The organism is Emcibacter sp. (assembly GCF_963675455.1).
GTDB lineage: Bacteria > Pseudomonadota > Alphaproteobacteria > Sphingomonadales > Emcibacteraceae > Emcibacter.
In genome coordinates this window covers 600,048-612,996 of record NZ_OY776217.1, presented here as the reverse complement: position 1 = coordinate 612,996, position 12,949 = coordinate 600,048, and the positions used below count along the sequence as shown (strand labels likewise).

Annotated in this window: 13 protein-coding genes; 6 read left to right on the top strand and 7 right to left on the bottom strand. The window is 57.3% G+C overall.

Annotated elements, in window-relative coordinates; all coding sequences use genetic code 11:
• The first annotated feature begins 1 nt into the window (after position 1).
• The 4 genes from ACORNT_RS02815 to ACORNT_RS02800 all read left to right on the top strand — a co-directional run bounded on the left by ACORNT_RS02815 (position 2) and on the right by ACORNT_RS02800 (position 3,496).
• Positions 2-883, top strand: a complete 882-nt coding sequence (locus ACORNT_RS02815) for a hypothetical protein (protein WP_321395106.1) — start codon at positions 2-4, stop codon at positions 881-883.
• Between the two features lie 71 nt (positions 884-954).
• Positions 955-1,563 (top strand): YdcF family protein, encoded by a 609-nt coding sequence (locus ACORNT_RS02810; protein WP_321395103.1) that lies wholly within the window; start codon positions 955-957, stop codon positions 1,561-1,563.
• Between the two features lie 36 nt (positions 1,564-1,599).
• Positions 1,600-2,304 (top strand): lysophospholipid acyltransferase family protein, encoded by a 705-nt coding sequence (locus tag ACORNT_RS02805; protein ID WP_321395100.1) that lies wholly within the window; start codon positions 1,600-1,602, stop codon positions 2,302-2,304.
• A gap of 121 nt (positions 2,305-2,425) precedes the next feature.
• Positions 2,426-3,496 carry a DUF2125 domain-containing protein gene (locus ACORNT_RS02800; RefSeq protein WP_321395098.1) on the top strand — a complete coding sequence of 357 codons (1,071 nt, stop codon included), beginning with the start codon at positions 2,426-2,428 and terminating at the stop codon, positions 3,494-3,496.
• Here ACORNT_RS02800 and ACORNT_RS02795 read toward each other — a convergent pair whose 3' ends face one another.
• Together ACORNT_RS02795 and hisC are read right to left on the bottom strand one after the other, a co-directional pair.
• Positions 3,497-4,423 (bottom strand): prephenate/arogenate dehydrogenase family protein, encoded by a 927-nt coding sequence (locus ACORNT_RS02795; RefSeq protein WP_321395095.1) that lies wholly within the window; start codon positions 4,421-4,423, stop codon positions 3,497-3,499.
• 1 nt (position 4,424) lies between these two features.
• A complete protein-coding gene (hisC, locus tag ACORNT_RS02790; protein ID WP_321395091.1) occupies positions 4,425-5,513 on the bottom strand; it encodes a histidinol-phosphate transaminase in 1,089 nt (362 codons plus the stop codon).
• 187 nt (positions 5,514-5,700) lie between these two features.
• On the opposite strand from hisC, the gene metX reads away from it, so the two are divergent.
• Together metX and metW are read left to right on the top strand one after the other, a co-directional pair.
• Complete coding sequence (gene metX, locus ACORNT_RS02785; RefSeq protein WP_321395083.1) at positions 5,701-6,864, top strand: homoserine O-acetyltransferase MetX; 1,164 nt, start codon at positions 5,701-5,703, stop codon at positions 6,862-6,864.
• Positions 6,861-7,493, top strand: a complete 633-nt coding sequence (gene metW, locus ACORNT_RS02780; RefSeq protein WP_321395074.1) for a methionine biosynthesis protein MetW — start codon at positions 6,861-6,863, stop codon at positions 7,491-7,493. Before metX ends, metW begins: the two co-directional genes overlap by 4 nt.
• 13 nt (positions 7,494-7,506) lie before the next feature.
• Here the strand turns inward: metW and ACORNT_RS02775 are convergent, their stop codons facing one another.
• From ACORNT_RS02775 to ACORNT_RS02755, 5 genes are all read right to left on the bottom strand, one after another.
• Complete coding sequence (locus ACORNT_RS02775; RefSeq protein WP_321395071.1) at positions 7,507-8,277, bottom strand: slipin family protein; 771 nt, start codon at positions 8,275-8,277, stop codon at positions 7,507-7,509.
• Positions 8,267-9,697, bottom strand: a complete 1,431-nt coding sequence (locus ACORNT_RS02770) for a nodulation protein NfeD (RefSeq protein WP_321395069.1) — start codon at positions 9,695-9,697, stop codon at positions 8,267-8,269. The genes ACORNT_RS02775 and ACORNT_RS02770 overlap by 11 nt, the downstream gene beginning before the upstream one ends.
• A 135-nt stretch (positions 9,698-9,832) precedes the next feature.
• The gene (locus tag ACORNT_RS02765) at positions 9,833-10,588 is read right to left on the bottom strand and encodes a class I SAM-dependent methyltransferase (protein WP_321395065.1); all 756 of its coding nucleotides are present in this window, start codon (positions 10,586-10,588) and stop codon (positions 9,833-9,835) included.
• Between the two features lie 63 nt (positions 10,589-10,651).
• Positions 10,652-11,374: an acetoacetyl-CoA reductase gene (gene phbB, locus ACORNT_RS02760; protein WP_321395061.1), complete on the bottom strand. Its 723-nt coding sequence runs from the start codon at positions 11,372-11,374 to the stop codon at positions 10,652-10,654.
• Between the two features lie 162 nt (positions 11,375-11,536).
• A complete protein-coding gene (locus tag ACORNT_RS02755; RefSeq protein WP_321395059.1) occupies positions 11,537-12,712 on the bottom strand; it encodes an acetyl-CoA C-acetyltransferase in 1,176 nt (391 codons plus the stop codon).
• Positions 12,713-12,949 lie beyond the last annotated feature (237 nt).

The following is a 12,949-nucleotide window of genomic DNA, read 5'->3' as shown; positions in this document are numbered from 1 at the left end:
CATGGCGTCGTCTTTCAAGTTCCTGCCCAATGAAAAGGACCATGAGGCAACCAGGCTTCTGCCGTGGGTGATGGCGGTCATGGTTTACCTCAGCGCCCTGTCCCTGACCGGCGGAATATTGGTGCATAACGGGTTCGGCAGCTGGACCGAGACCCTGTCCAACCGCTTGACGGTTCAGGTCTCTATCGAGAACCGGGAGGAACGCGACCAGGCGGTGAAGGCTGTCGAGGGGCTCCTGGCCAAGACGCCCGGCGTCCTCGCGATACGGCAACTGAGTGAACAGGAAATTGCCGATCTGCTCGAGCCCTGGCTGGGGCAGGGCAATATCACCGGCGATCTGCCCGTTCCGGCCATGCTGGATGTGCAGACCGACAGCCGGCTGGTTCTTAATCTTGATGCTCTGGAAAGCCGTCTGCATCAGGTTTCCGACAAAATACATATTGACGATCACCAGAAATGGCTCGGTCATTTTGTCGAACTGACCCATATGGTTGAATATGTGGCGCTCGGTATTTTTCTGCTGGTTATTCTGGCGACCATTGCCATTGTGATTTTCGGCACCAAGGCCGGACTGGCGGAACATAAGGAGACCATCAAGATCATGCATCTGATGGGGGCCGAGGACGCCCTTGTTGCCCGGGCCTACCAGAAACGATTCATGCGTCACGGCCTGAAGGGCGGGCTGGTCGGACTGGCTTTGGCCCTGATCACCATTTTCGGTTTGGCGCGTCTTGTGCAGAATCTGGCGCAGGGTCTGGTCGAGGCGCCGGATGTCCCCTATCTGGAGATGTTGCTGCTGCTGGTCCTGCCTGTGCTGTCCGGCATGATTTCCATGGTAACGGCACGCGTCACAGTGATGAAGGAACTTGCCCGTACAATGTAAGGGGCTTTCCGGAAAGGCCGGTCCAGACAGGAAAAAGAAGGAGGCTGCTGAGCGTATTTCAGCATTTGGGTATGAGACTGATTTATTATTTTTTCATTTCCTTCGTATTGATCTGGCTAGGCGGGTTCGGCTGGTTTCTGCACGGCCTGTCCCGGGAACCTGACTTGTCGCCGATGAAGACGGATGCCATTGTGGTGCTGACCGGCGGCCGCAATCGCCTTGATGAGGCTGTCAGGCTGCTGAAAGAGAATATGGGCGACAAGCTGTTTATCTCCGGCGTCAACGAGGTTGTCCGGGAGGAAGAACTCTATGACTACCTGCGAAGTGGAGAAAAGCTGGCCGATTGCTGCATTGAAGTGGGTCGGGAAGCACAGAATACCGAAGGCAATGCGCGGGAAACGGCTCTCTGGATGTCCAGAAATCATTTTGTCTCCCTGCGCCTGGTAACGTCCCTGGAACATATGCCGCGGGCCATGGTTGAAATGGAACGCTTCATGCCCCACATAGAAATCATTGGTCATCCTGTTGGAAACTGGCGTCCGGAGAACACCAGGTTCTACTCTCTGGCGCGGGAATATAATAAATATGTTTTCAGTCTTGTCAGGGCGGTTCTGACTGATAAATTGGCGGCGGAAAAGTCGCTGGAGGAAATGCACGAACAGCTTTCGGCTGAACAGTGAGTGCGCGGGGAAAGTGGTACAAGCCAGGTGAACAGGGTGCGGTCGGGATTATTTAAATTTGCTTTTTACGGATGGAGTACGGTCTTCTGTGTGCTGTTCCTGCCGACGTTGCTGCTGCCCCGGAAATATCTGGTGGCGGGCCAGACAATGTGGTCACACAGTGTGGTTTTGCTGGTCAGAATAGTCGGTGGACTGAAGGTTGAAATTCGCGGCCGCGAGAATATCCCCGCAGGTCCCTGCGTTATTGCCATGAAACATCAGTCTGCCCTGGATACATTTGTCCTTCATTCGCTGTTGCGGGACCCGGCCATTGTCATGAAGGCCGAACTGCTGCGGATTCCCATCTATGGATTCTTCTGTCGCAAGTCCGGCATGATCCCCATTGACCGGGAGGCGGGAGGCACATCCATGCGCAAGCTGATGAAATCTTCACGTCTGGCCCTCAATGATGATCGCCCGGTGGTCATTTTCCCGGAAGGCACACGAACCCTTCCCGGCGAACACCGCACCTATCAGCCGGGGATATACGGTCTGTATAAATATCTTTCGAAGCCGGTAGTGCCGGTGGCGGTGAATTCCGGATTGCACTGGTCCAAGTCAGGGGAAATCCGGCCCGGCGGCACCATCGTGTTTGAATTTCTTGAGCCCATCGCGCCCGGCATGGCCCGGACAGAGTTCCTGCCCCTGCTTGAGCATAATATCGAGGGGGCGAGCCGGCGTCTGCTGCTGCCGGCAGAATAGCTTGAGGCAGATTCGTTTTCCGGACAGTTACTCTTGTTCGGTAGGTTATATTATTTCTTTTGGCAGCCGGTCAGGTATGCTATGTCCAGTCGGGGCGAGACAGGAATAGGAAACGGAACGAATGCGCTTTAAGGCTTTGGTGATAACGGTTCTTGTTGTGGTGGGCGCCTACTCGGCCTTCTGGTTTTACCTGGCCGGAAAAATCGAGGAAAAAGCCAGAATCTGGATTGCTGCGCAGGAAAGCAAGGGCGTTCGGACTTTCTATGGTGATCTCTCCGTCGAAGGTTTCCCCTATAAAATTGTTCTCAAGCTGTCCGGTCTCCGGGTGACCCTTCCGTCTGAACTGACCCGGCGCGGCGAGGTCAATGTGGCCTTCCCGGAACTGGCGGTGGTCGCCTTCCCCTGGAAGCTTACTCACGCAGTTGTCTCCAGCGCTTACGGGGATATTTCCATCGGCTCCCTCGAAACACCTGATATGACCCTGTCGCTGGACGGGGTGAAATCATCGCTGATACTTGACCGGGACAGTCGCCGGCTGGAGCGCCTGTCCCTGGCGGTTGACCGGATGTCCTGGGCCTACAGCGGCACAGGCGAACGGATGCCGCCGTCAGAGGCGCGGGATGTCCATCTGCATGTACGCCGGGCCCTGAATGCACCGGAAGGGCAGGAGGCGATGGAACTGCCGGCGCTGCTGGAAACTTTTTTCACGGCGAAGGATGTCGTCGCCCATGAGATACCGGTTGGCATTTTCGGCAGGAAAGCGGACAGTATCCAGCTGCACGCCATTCTGCACGGCTCCCGGTTTCCGCGCTACACTTATGAAGATCTGGCTGAATGGCGGGACGAGGGGGGAACTCTTGCAATCCGCAAACTGGATCTCCGCTCGGGTAAAATGGATTTTACCATGAATGGCGATGTCTCCCTTGACCAGGACCTGAAACCGCTGGGCGCCTTTTCCTCGCAGATACGGGGGCTGGATCATATCGTGGCGGTGCTGTCCGGTCATCCGGCCTTCCAGCAGGAGCCGGGCGACATGATACTGGAAGAACTTAAAAACATGGGTGTGAGCGACGGCGGGGAAGAGAAAGTACTTCCCCTGTCCATCAGCCTGCAGAACGGACTTGTCTTTGTCGGCCCGATCCCGGTCTATGAATTGAAACCTCTGGCCGGGAACCAGCCGCCGTCAGACTAGTTATTTCCGGGTTGCCGTATCATGGGGGCGGCCGAAATCCGGGGCCTCTTCATCCTGACCGGCTTCGATAATCTGCTTGCGCACGTCACGGGTATGGCTGAACAGGTTGAACAGGGTTTCCCCGTCGCCCCAGCGGATGGCGCGCTGCAGGGCCGTAAGGTCCTCGCTGAACCTTCCCAGCATTTCCAGCACCGCTTCCTTGTTGTTCAGGAACACATCCCGCCACATGGTCGGATCGGACGCGGCAATACGGGTAAAGTCCCGGAAACCGCCGGCGGAGAATTTAATCACTTCTGAGTCCGTGACACCCTCCAGGTCGTGGGCGGTGCCGACAATGTTATAGGCAATCAGGTGCGGGATGTGGGAGGTGATGGCCAGCACCAGATCGTGATGTTCGGGTGTCATCACTTCGACCTTGCTGCCAAAGGCTTCCCACATTCTGGTAAGTTTTTTCAAGGCGTCCGGATCAGTATCTTCTGGCGGCGTCAGGATCGCCCAGCGCCCGGCAAACAGGCTGGCGAAGCCCGCTTCAGGACCGGATTGCTCCGTACCGGCAACGGGGTGACCGGGAATCAGATGCACATGTTCGGGCAGCACCGGTTGCAGGGCCTTGAGCACACAACCCTTCACCGATCCCACGTCGGTGACCGTTGTGCCGAAATCCAGCGAAGGGGCAATGGCCTTGCCGATGTCACCATAGGTGCCGACCGGCGTGGCGAGGACCACCAGGTCAGATCCTCTGACCGCTTCGGCGGCATCGCCGCTACATCTGTCAGCCAGTTTCAGTTCCTGCACTTTGGCCAGGCAATCCGGATCGGCGTCACAGGCAACAATGATTTCACAGACGCCGTTTTCCCTGAGCGCCCGGGCGACAGAGGAGCCGATCAGACCGAAACCGATGATGGTGGCTTGTTTGTAGAGTGTCATGTCAGGCGTCCATAAATTCCTTGAGCAGGGCCACTACTGCCCGGTTGTCCTCTTCCAGGCCGACAGAAAGCCGCAGGCAGTCGCCAAGCCCCTGGCCGGGCAACCACCGAAGAATATAGCCTTTTTTCAGCAGAAAATCATTGGCCGCTTCCGCTGATTTTACCCCGCCGGGAAAACGGATCAGGATAAAGTTGGCTACACTCGGCACCACATCAAGGCCAAGGGCGCTGATTTCCGCACTCAGCCAGCCCAGCCAGTGGCTGTTGTGGGCGATCGCCTGTTCTTCAAAGGCAATGTCTTTCAGGGCGGCGATACCGGCCAGTTCTGTTGGCGTCGGCACATTGAAGGGATCGCGCAGCCGGTCCAGGTTGCCGGCAACTTCCGCCGAGGCATAGCCCCAGCCGAGGCGCAGAGCCGCCAGACCGTAGAGTTTGGAGAAGGTCCGGGTCATCAACACATTGGGCGCGGAGGACGCCAGGGCAATGCCTGCCTCGTAATCTTCTGTCTCGACAAATTCCGCATAGGCCGCATCCAGCACCAGCAGCACATTATCCGGCAGGCCCCGGTGCAGGCGCTCCACTTCGGACGTGGAAATATAGGTCCCGGTCGGATTGTTGGGATTGGCCAGAAATACAAGCCGTGTTTTATCGGTCACGCTGGCCAGTATCTTGTCGACATCGGCGGTGTAGTCCTTGTCTTCCGCTTCCACCGGTATGCCGCCCACGGACCGGGTGGCGATGGGATACATCATGAAGCCATAGCGGCTGTAGATGACCTCGTCCCCCGGCGCCACATAGGCGCGGCAGGCAAGCTTGAGGATCTCGTCGGACCCGATGCCACAGACAATCCGGTTTGCCACAAGATCATATTTGTCGGCAATGGTCTGCTTCAGGGCCGCATAGCTGGCGTCCGGGTAACGATGCAGGGTATGGACGGCGGCCGCATAGGCCTCCATGGCCTTCGGGCTTGGGCCGAGGGCTGACTCATTGGAAGAAAGTTTAACCGCTTTTGCCACGCCGTCTGTTTTGGACTTGCCGCCTTCGTATACTTCAAGGGTCTCAATCCATGGCCGTGGGACCAGTCCGCTCATTATGTTACCTGCTTTGTCTGAATTTGTGGCACGCCTCGCCGCGGAACGAGCCGCGCCGGTGAATTTGTTCTATCTTTAACGGCCCCCGACTGCAAGATGATATTCGGCGAAACTGCGCCTAAAACAAAGAATTTATTGACTTATATGGCTTCTGGGGTAAGACAGACTGTCAAGGCAGGCGATGAAAATGACTGGTACAGAGATACAGGAAATACAGGATGACGGCGTGGCCGAGGTGGCAGTCCTCGGCACGGAGGCGCCCCTGCGCCTTGATTCCGGTGCGGCGCTCGGCCCTATTCATGTGGCGTATAAAAGCTGGGGCACTCTCAACGAAGACAAGTCCAATGTGATTGTGGTCTGTCACGCCCTGACCGGCGATCACTATGTGCGCGGCATCAATCCCATCACCGGCAAGCCAGGCTGGTGGCAGGAGATGGTCGGGCCCGGCTGTCCCATTGATACAGACCGTTTTTATGTGATCTGCGCCAACGTGCTGGGCTCCTGCTGCGGCACCACCGGTCCGGCCGAGATCAATCCGGCCACGGGCAAGCCGTATGGCCTCGATTTTCCGGTGATCACCATCCCTGATATGGTGAGGACCCAGGCCATGCTGCTGGATCATCTGGGTATTGATGAAATTTTTGCCGTGGTCGGCGGGTCCATGGGCGGCATGCAGGCCCTGCAATGGGCGGTGCTCTATCCGGACCGGGTGCGCAGTGTGGTCGCTATTGCCACCAGCTGGCGCCATTCGGCCCAGAATATTGCCTTTCACGAAGTGGGGCGGCAGGCGATCATGGCCGATCCCAACTGGAAGGGCGGGCGCTACTATGAAGAAAAGGACAGCCCCCATGCCGGGCTGGCCGTGGCCCGGATGGCGGCCCATATCACCTATATGTCGGAAAGCGGGCTGACCAGCCGCTTTGGCCGCAACCTGCAGGACCGGGAGGCGCTGACCTTCGGCTTTGATGCGGATTTCCAGATTGAAAGCTACCTCAGGCATCAGGGCATTTCCTTCGTTGATCGCTTTGACGCCAACAGTTACCTCTATATCACCCGGGCGATGGATTATTACGATCTGTCGGCGGGCTATAACGGTGTGCTGGCCGAGGCATTCCGCGGCATTAAATCCCGTTTCTGTATCCTGTCCTTCAATTCGGACTGGCTTTATACCACCGACGAAAGCCGGGAGATCGTCCGCGCCCTCAACGGGGTCGGCGCCCGGGTCAGCTTTGCCGATATCGACATGGACAAGGGCCATGACAGCTTCCTGCTCGATTGCCCGGAAATGGATAATATCGTCCGCGGCTTTCTTGTTTCGCAGGCGGAACAAAAAGGCGGGAGGCGGTCATGAACAGATCCACGGACTTTGGGCCCAAGGATATCCGGGTCGACCTGCTGCTGATTGCCGACATGATCGGTGAAGACTCCAGCGTGCTTGATGTGGGCTGTGGCGACGGGGTGCTGCTGAACTATCTTGTGCACCAGAAAAACGTTGACGGCCGCGGTATTGAAATCAGCCCGGAAGGGGTCAATAAAAGTATTGCCAAAGGCCTGTCGGTCATCCAGGGGGATGCGGAACGGGATATTGCCTATTATCCGGACAATAGTTTCGATGTGGTGATCCTGAGCCATACCCTGCAGGCCATGTCCCGTCCCGACCTGATGCTGGACCAGCTTCTGCGGGTCGGGCGCAAGGCCATTGTGTCTTTCCCTAATTTCGGACACTGGCGGGTGCGTGGCGGCCTGCTGCTCAATGGCACTATGCCGGTCACCAAAAACCTGGATCATCCCTGGTATTCCACACCGAATATTCACTTTTGCACGATCCGGGATTTTGTCAATCTGTGCCGGGAAAAGAATATCACCATCGAAAAACAGATGGCGATCGACAGCAGCGGTCACCGCATGCCGTTCGAAACCCTGTGGTTTTCCAATATTCTCGCGACCCAGGGCCTTTTTGTGATCAGCCGGTCGGACTGAACGAACAACCGGCCTAGCTTTCTCCTTTATCCTTATCCCCGGCAAAGGCCTTCAAGAAGTCCAGCGGGACCGGAAAAACCAGAGTGGAGGTTTTATCGGTGGCGATATCCTGAAGTGCTGTCAGGTAGCGTAACTGCAGGGCTTCCGGCCGGCCTGACAGGATTTTAGCGGCATTAAGTAGCTCATCGGCGGCCTGCCGTTCCCCCTCGGCGGAGATGATTTTGGCCCGGCGGATCCTTTCGCTTTCCGCCTGCTTGGCAATGGCCCGGATCATGCTGGAATCCAGATCCACATGTTTCAGCTCCACGTTGGAGACCTTGATTCCCCAGGCATCGGTCTGTTCGTCGAGGATATTACGGATATCCTGATTTAGCCGGTCCCGTTCGGCCAGCATTTCGTCCAGTTCATGCTGGCCGAGGACGGAGCGCAGGGTGGTCTGGGCGAGCTGGCTGGTGGCATATTTGAAGTCTTCCACCTCAATGATTGCCCGTTGGGAATCGATAACCCGGTAATAAACCACTGCGTTCACATGTACCGACACGTTATCTCTGGAAATAACATCCTGTTCCGGTACATCCATGACTGTGGTCCTGAGGTCAACCCGGACCATCTGCTGGATAAGAGGGATAACAATGATCAGGCCAGGGCCTTTGACTTTCCAGAAACGTCCAAGCTGGAAAATAACACCCCGCTCATATTCCCGCAGAACACGGATCGCCGACAGCAACAGCCCGACAACAACAAAAACGGCCACATAAATGGGAATGGAAAATTCAAATGTCATGCTCTGCCTCCTGTGTGTTGTTTTCGCTGTCCTGCTCTACGTTCAGCCTGAGCCCGTCCAGGCCTGTTACCAGGACGCGGCTTTTGTCGGCCAGTTTTTCCGGCCCCCGGGCTTTCCAGACTTCGCCGTGTATCCTGATGTGACCCATGCCGCCGTGCCAGTCGATGACTTCGCCGGCTGTGCCGACCAGGGCTTCGGGGCCCGTTGTAACCGGACGTTGCCAGGCCTTGACGGCCATATACATGATGCCCAGCAAAAGAAGTCCGGAAACAAAGGCGATGGATCCGATAATGGGGACGGAGATGGCCATCCCCGGGACTTCCGTATCGATCAGGATGACCGAGCCGATGACCAGCGCCACCAGACCGCCAAGACCCAGTACCCCGAAGGCGGGAACAAACATTTCCGCAATCAGCAGGATCAGCCCGAGCAGGATCAGCGCCAGACCGGCATAATTCACCGGCAGAAGCTGCAGGGCATAAAGGGCCAGGACCAGGCAGATAGCACCCGTAACCCCGGGCAGGATGGTACCGGGATTCCAGAATTCAATGATCAGGCCGTAAACTCCCACCATCAGAAGAACATAGGCGATGTTCGGGTTGGTGATCACTGTCAGAAGTTCGGTCCGCCAGTCCGGGAGGATCTCGACAACGACAAGGCCTTTTGTCTCCAGGACCTGGGTTCTCTGGTCGATTTTTACTGATTTTCCGTCAATCAGAACCAGAAGCTCGGGGATGTCCCGGGCCAGAATATCCACAACGCCCAGTTCGACAGCCTTTATTGCTGACAGGCTGACGGCCTCCCGCACGGCCCGTTCGGCCCAGTCCGCGTTCCGCCCGCGCATTTCTGCCAGACTGCGGATGTAGGCGGCGGCATCATTGACCGCCTTGTCTTCCAGGCTCGGGTGTTCGGCGGCCGGTTTGCTGTCCTTGTCGGGAGTTCCAGTCGGTGCTGTTGGTGTCGGCAGTCCGCCGATTTGCACAGGTGTTGCCGCCCCGAGGTTGGTGCCGGGTGACATGGCGGAGATATGGCAGGCGTATAGGATGTAGGTTCCGGCACTGGCGGCGCGCCCGCCGCTGGGGGCGACAAAGCAGGCCACGGGAATCGGAGAGGTCAGGATGGCTTTAATAATATCGCGCATGGAATTGTCCAGGCCGCCCGGTGTATCCATGCGGAGGATGATCAGTGTCGCATCGTCTTCATGAGCCCGCTCCACGCCGCGGACAATATAGTCGCTGACGGCGGGGCCGATTGGGCCTTTGATGTCCAGAACAAAGGCGGTATCGGGCGAGGCCTGTGCCTGTGAGATCGTGCTGGTGGCGGTAAAAGAAGCTATGAAAAAAACAAGAAAAAGGCAGGAGGTGATTATCTCCCATGCGGAAGGAAACTGATCTGGCCGGACTTTTATGTATGCACCCATAACTGCCACCCCTAATCTGTATCGGAAATATCAGTCGCCGGTTATTGCGGCACCTGTGAACCTCTCAGACTCGAAAGTCTACCACAGACCGGCTGAAATGGCACACGGAGTTTCCTGTGATAGTCTTGGAGACGGTCAGTGGTTCTGCCGCATCTGGTTGCCGGCGAGCAGTGGTTTAGGCACCCGCTGTTTCTGTTGGTTGCCGCCATCGGCGGCATAGATCTGCTTTTCCGCCTCGACAATCAGGGCGCCGGCGAAATTGGACCAGAATCTCTGGCCGGTCTTTTCCATGGCGGCCAGCAGGGAAATCATGGTCCGGCTTTTAAACGGCGGCAGGGTCAGGGCGGACGTGGCGCTGGTCGGGGTCAGCATGTTTTCCGCCAGCATCTGGCGGATCTGGCCGGTGCTGTAGGGGGTGCCGTGACCAAACGGAGTACTATCGCTGCGGGACCAGAAACCCATACGGTTGGGCACAACCAGAAGCACCCGGCCGCCCGGCGCCAGGGTACGCCAGACTTCCCTGAGAAGATGCCGTTTATGATCGGAATGTTCCAGAATATGGACCATGACAATCCGGTCCATGCTGGCATCTTGCAGGGGCAGGTGGCGTTCGTTGGCGAGGGCGCAGAGATTGCCGCCGTATGATCCCTGATGATTGCCGTGGAAACGGGGCCAGCGGATCACCCCCTGCTGGGCCGGCATGATGGCGACCGTATGGGCGGCTTCCTCGCGGAACGGATCGAGATAGGGGGTGGCATACCCCAGGCCCAGGACTTCCATGCCGTGCACGGTGGGCCAGAGAGTACGAATCTGGTTACGGATCAGCCGGGCGGCAACCTTGCCCAGCGGGGATTGATAAAAGGCGCGTAAATCGACCACATCCTGATACAATTACGCGCCTCCTTTTTATGACGTTCGACAGAAGCCTATCTTACAGGACCGGACCGGTTCCTGTTAAGTGATATATTGGCCGCCGTTGATATTGAGGGTGGAGCCGGTTACAAAACCGGCTTCATCGGCAGCCAGGAAAACCACGGCGCGGGCAATTTCTTCCGGCTCGCCGAGGCGGCCGACAGGGATCTGGGCGACAATTTTTTCCAGAACCTTTTCCGGCACCGCCCGCACCATATCGGTACCGATATAACCGGGGGCGATGGCGTTGGCGGTTATGCCGTAACGTGCGCCTTCCTGGGCCAGCGCCTTGACGAAACCGATGTCGCCGGCCTTGGCAGCGGAATAGTTGGTCTGGCCCATCTGGCCCTTGACGCCGTTGATGGAACTGATGCAGATCACGCGGCCGAAACCCCGTTCTTTCATGCCGTCCCAGACTGCTTTGGTCATATTGAAGTTGGAGCTAAGATCGGTGTCGATCACCGCATCCCACATGCTTTTGTCCATTCTGCTCAGTGTTGCATCCCGGGTGATGCCGGCATTATTGACCAGCACATCCACCGGTCCCAGGTCTTCGGCAATCCGGGCCATGCCGGCCTGACAGGCGTCATAGTCGCTCACATCCCATTTATAGACCGCAATGCCGGTTTCTTCCTTGAATTTTGCGGCGGCCTCGTCATTGCCGGCGTAACTGGCAGCAACGGTATAACCGGCATCTTTCAGGGCCTGGGAAATGGCGGCGCCGATACCTCGGGTACCACCGGTGACAACTGCTATTCTGGACATATGCTTCTCCTCACCGTCTTTGGCTGATAACTGTTAAGTGTCTTTCTGTCGTTTCTTCTTGTTATTTCCTGATCATCTTCCGGGGGCTTTGACCGGAAATATGATCTTTTTTTCCTAAGTGTCCCGGACGAAATTTCATCCGGGACATTTTTCTTGTTTCTGTCAGGGACGCTCTACACAGACAGCGACACCCATGCCGCCGCCGATACACAGGGTGGCAAGACCTTTTTTGGCGTCACGGCGTTTCATCTCGTGCAGCAGGGTGCAGAAAATACGTGCGCCGCTGGCGCCGATCGGGTGACCGATGGCGATGGCGCCGCCGTTCACATTGACCTTGTCCGTATCCCAGCCCATGTCACGGTTGACGGCGCAGGCCTGAACGGCGAAGGCTTCGTTGGCTTCGATCAGGTCAAGGTCGTCTTTATCCCAGCCGGCCTTTTCAAGGGCCTTGCGGCTGGCCGGTACCGGGCCGATACCCATGATACTCGGGTCCACACCGGCGGTGGCCCAGGATTTGATAACCGCGAGCGGGGTCAGGCCGCGCTTTTCGGCTTCCTCGACCGACATCAGCATCACGGCGGCGGCGCCGTCATTGATGCCACTGGCGTTGGCGGCGGTGACGGACCCTTCCCGGTCAAAGGCGGGACGGACGCCGGATATGCTGTCCAGGGTCACACCTTTACGGATATATTCATCTTCCGCGACAACGGTGTCGCCCTTGCGCCCCTTGATCGTGACCGGCACGATTTCATCCTTGAATTTACCGGCGGCCTGGGCGGCTTCGGCCTTGTTCTGGGAGGCGACGGCAAATTCATCCTGCTCTTCGCGGCCGATCTGCCATTCCCGGGCGATATTCTCGGCGGTCACGCCCATGTGCATGACGCCGAAGGCATCGGTCAGCCCGTCCTTGATCATGGTGTCTTCAAAATTGGCCGGGCCCATTTTCACACCGCTGCGAAGCTGGGCCGCATGGGGGGCTTGGCTCATGCTTTCCTGGCCGCCGGCAATCATGACAGCGGCATCGCCGCAACGGATTGCCTGACTGGCCAGTGCTACGGCGCGCAGGCCGGATCCGCAGACCTGGTTCATACCCCAGGCGGTGGTTTCCTTGGGCAGGCCTGCATTGATCACGGCCTGCCTGGCCGGGTTCATGCCGGTCGCGGCGGTCAGCACCTGGCCCAGGATTACTTCGTCCACATCGGCCGGGGCGACGCCGGTTTCTTCCAGCAGGGCGCGAATGACGGTTTCACCCAGATAATGGGCCGGTACAGCGCTTAGTGAACCGTTAAATGAACCGACCGGGGTGCGGCGGGCAGCTACAATGGCGATGTCTGTCATGATAAATCCTTGTTTCTCAGTTTCAGTTCCCGACACTGCGGGCAATATGTTCTTGTCATTTTAGCAACGGGAAAACAGAAGAAGTATATGACGACCGACTGTTCCCGTCCGTTATTTTTTCGTTACATCAGCACAACAATGATAGTGCAGTGCAACAATATATGGCAATGGGAGACTCAAAAAAAATTCCTGACAGTTTTGCCTGGAAAAAGTCTTACAATAACCTGTCGGACTTTT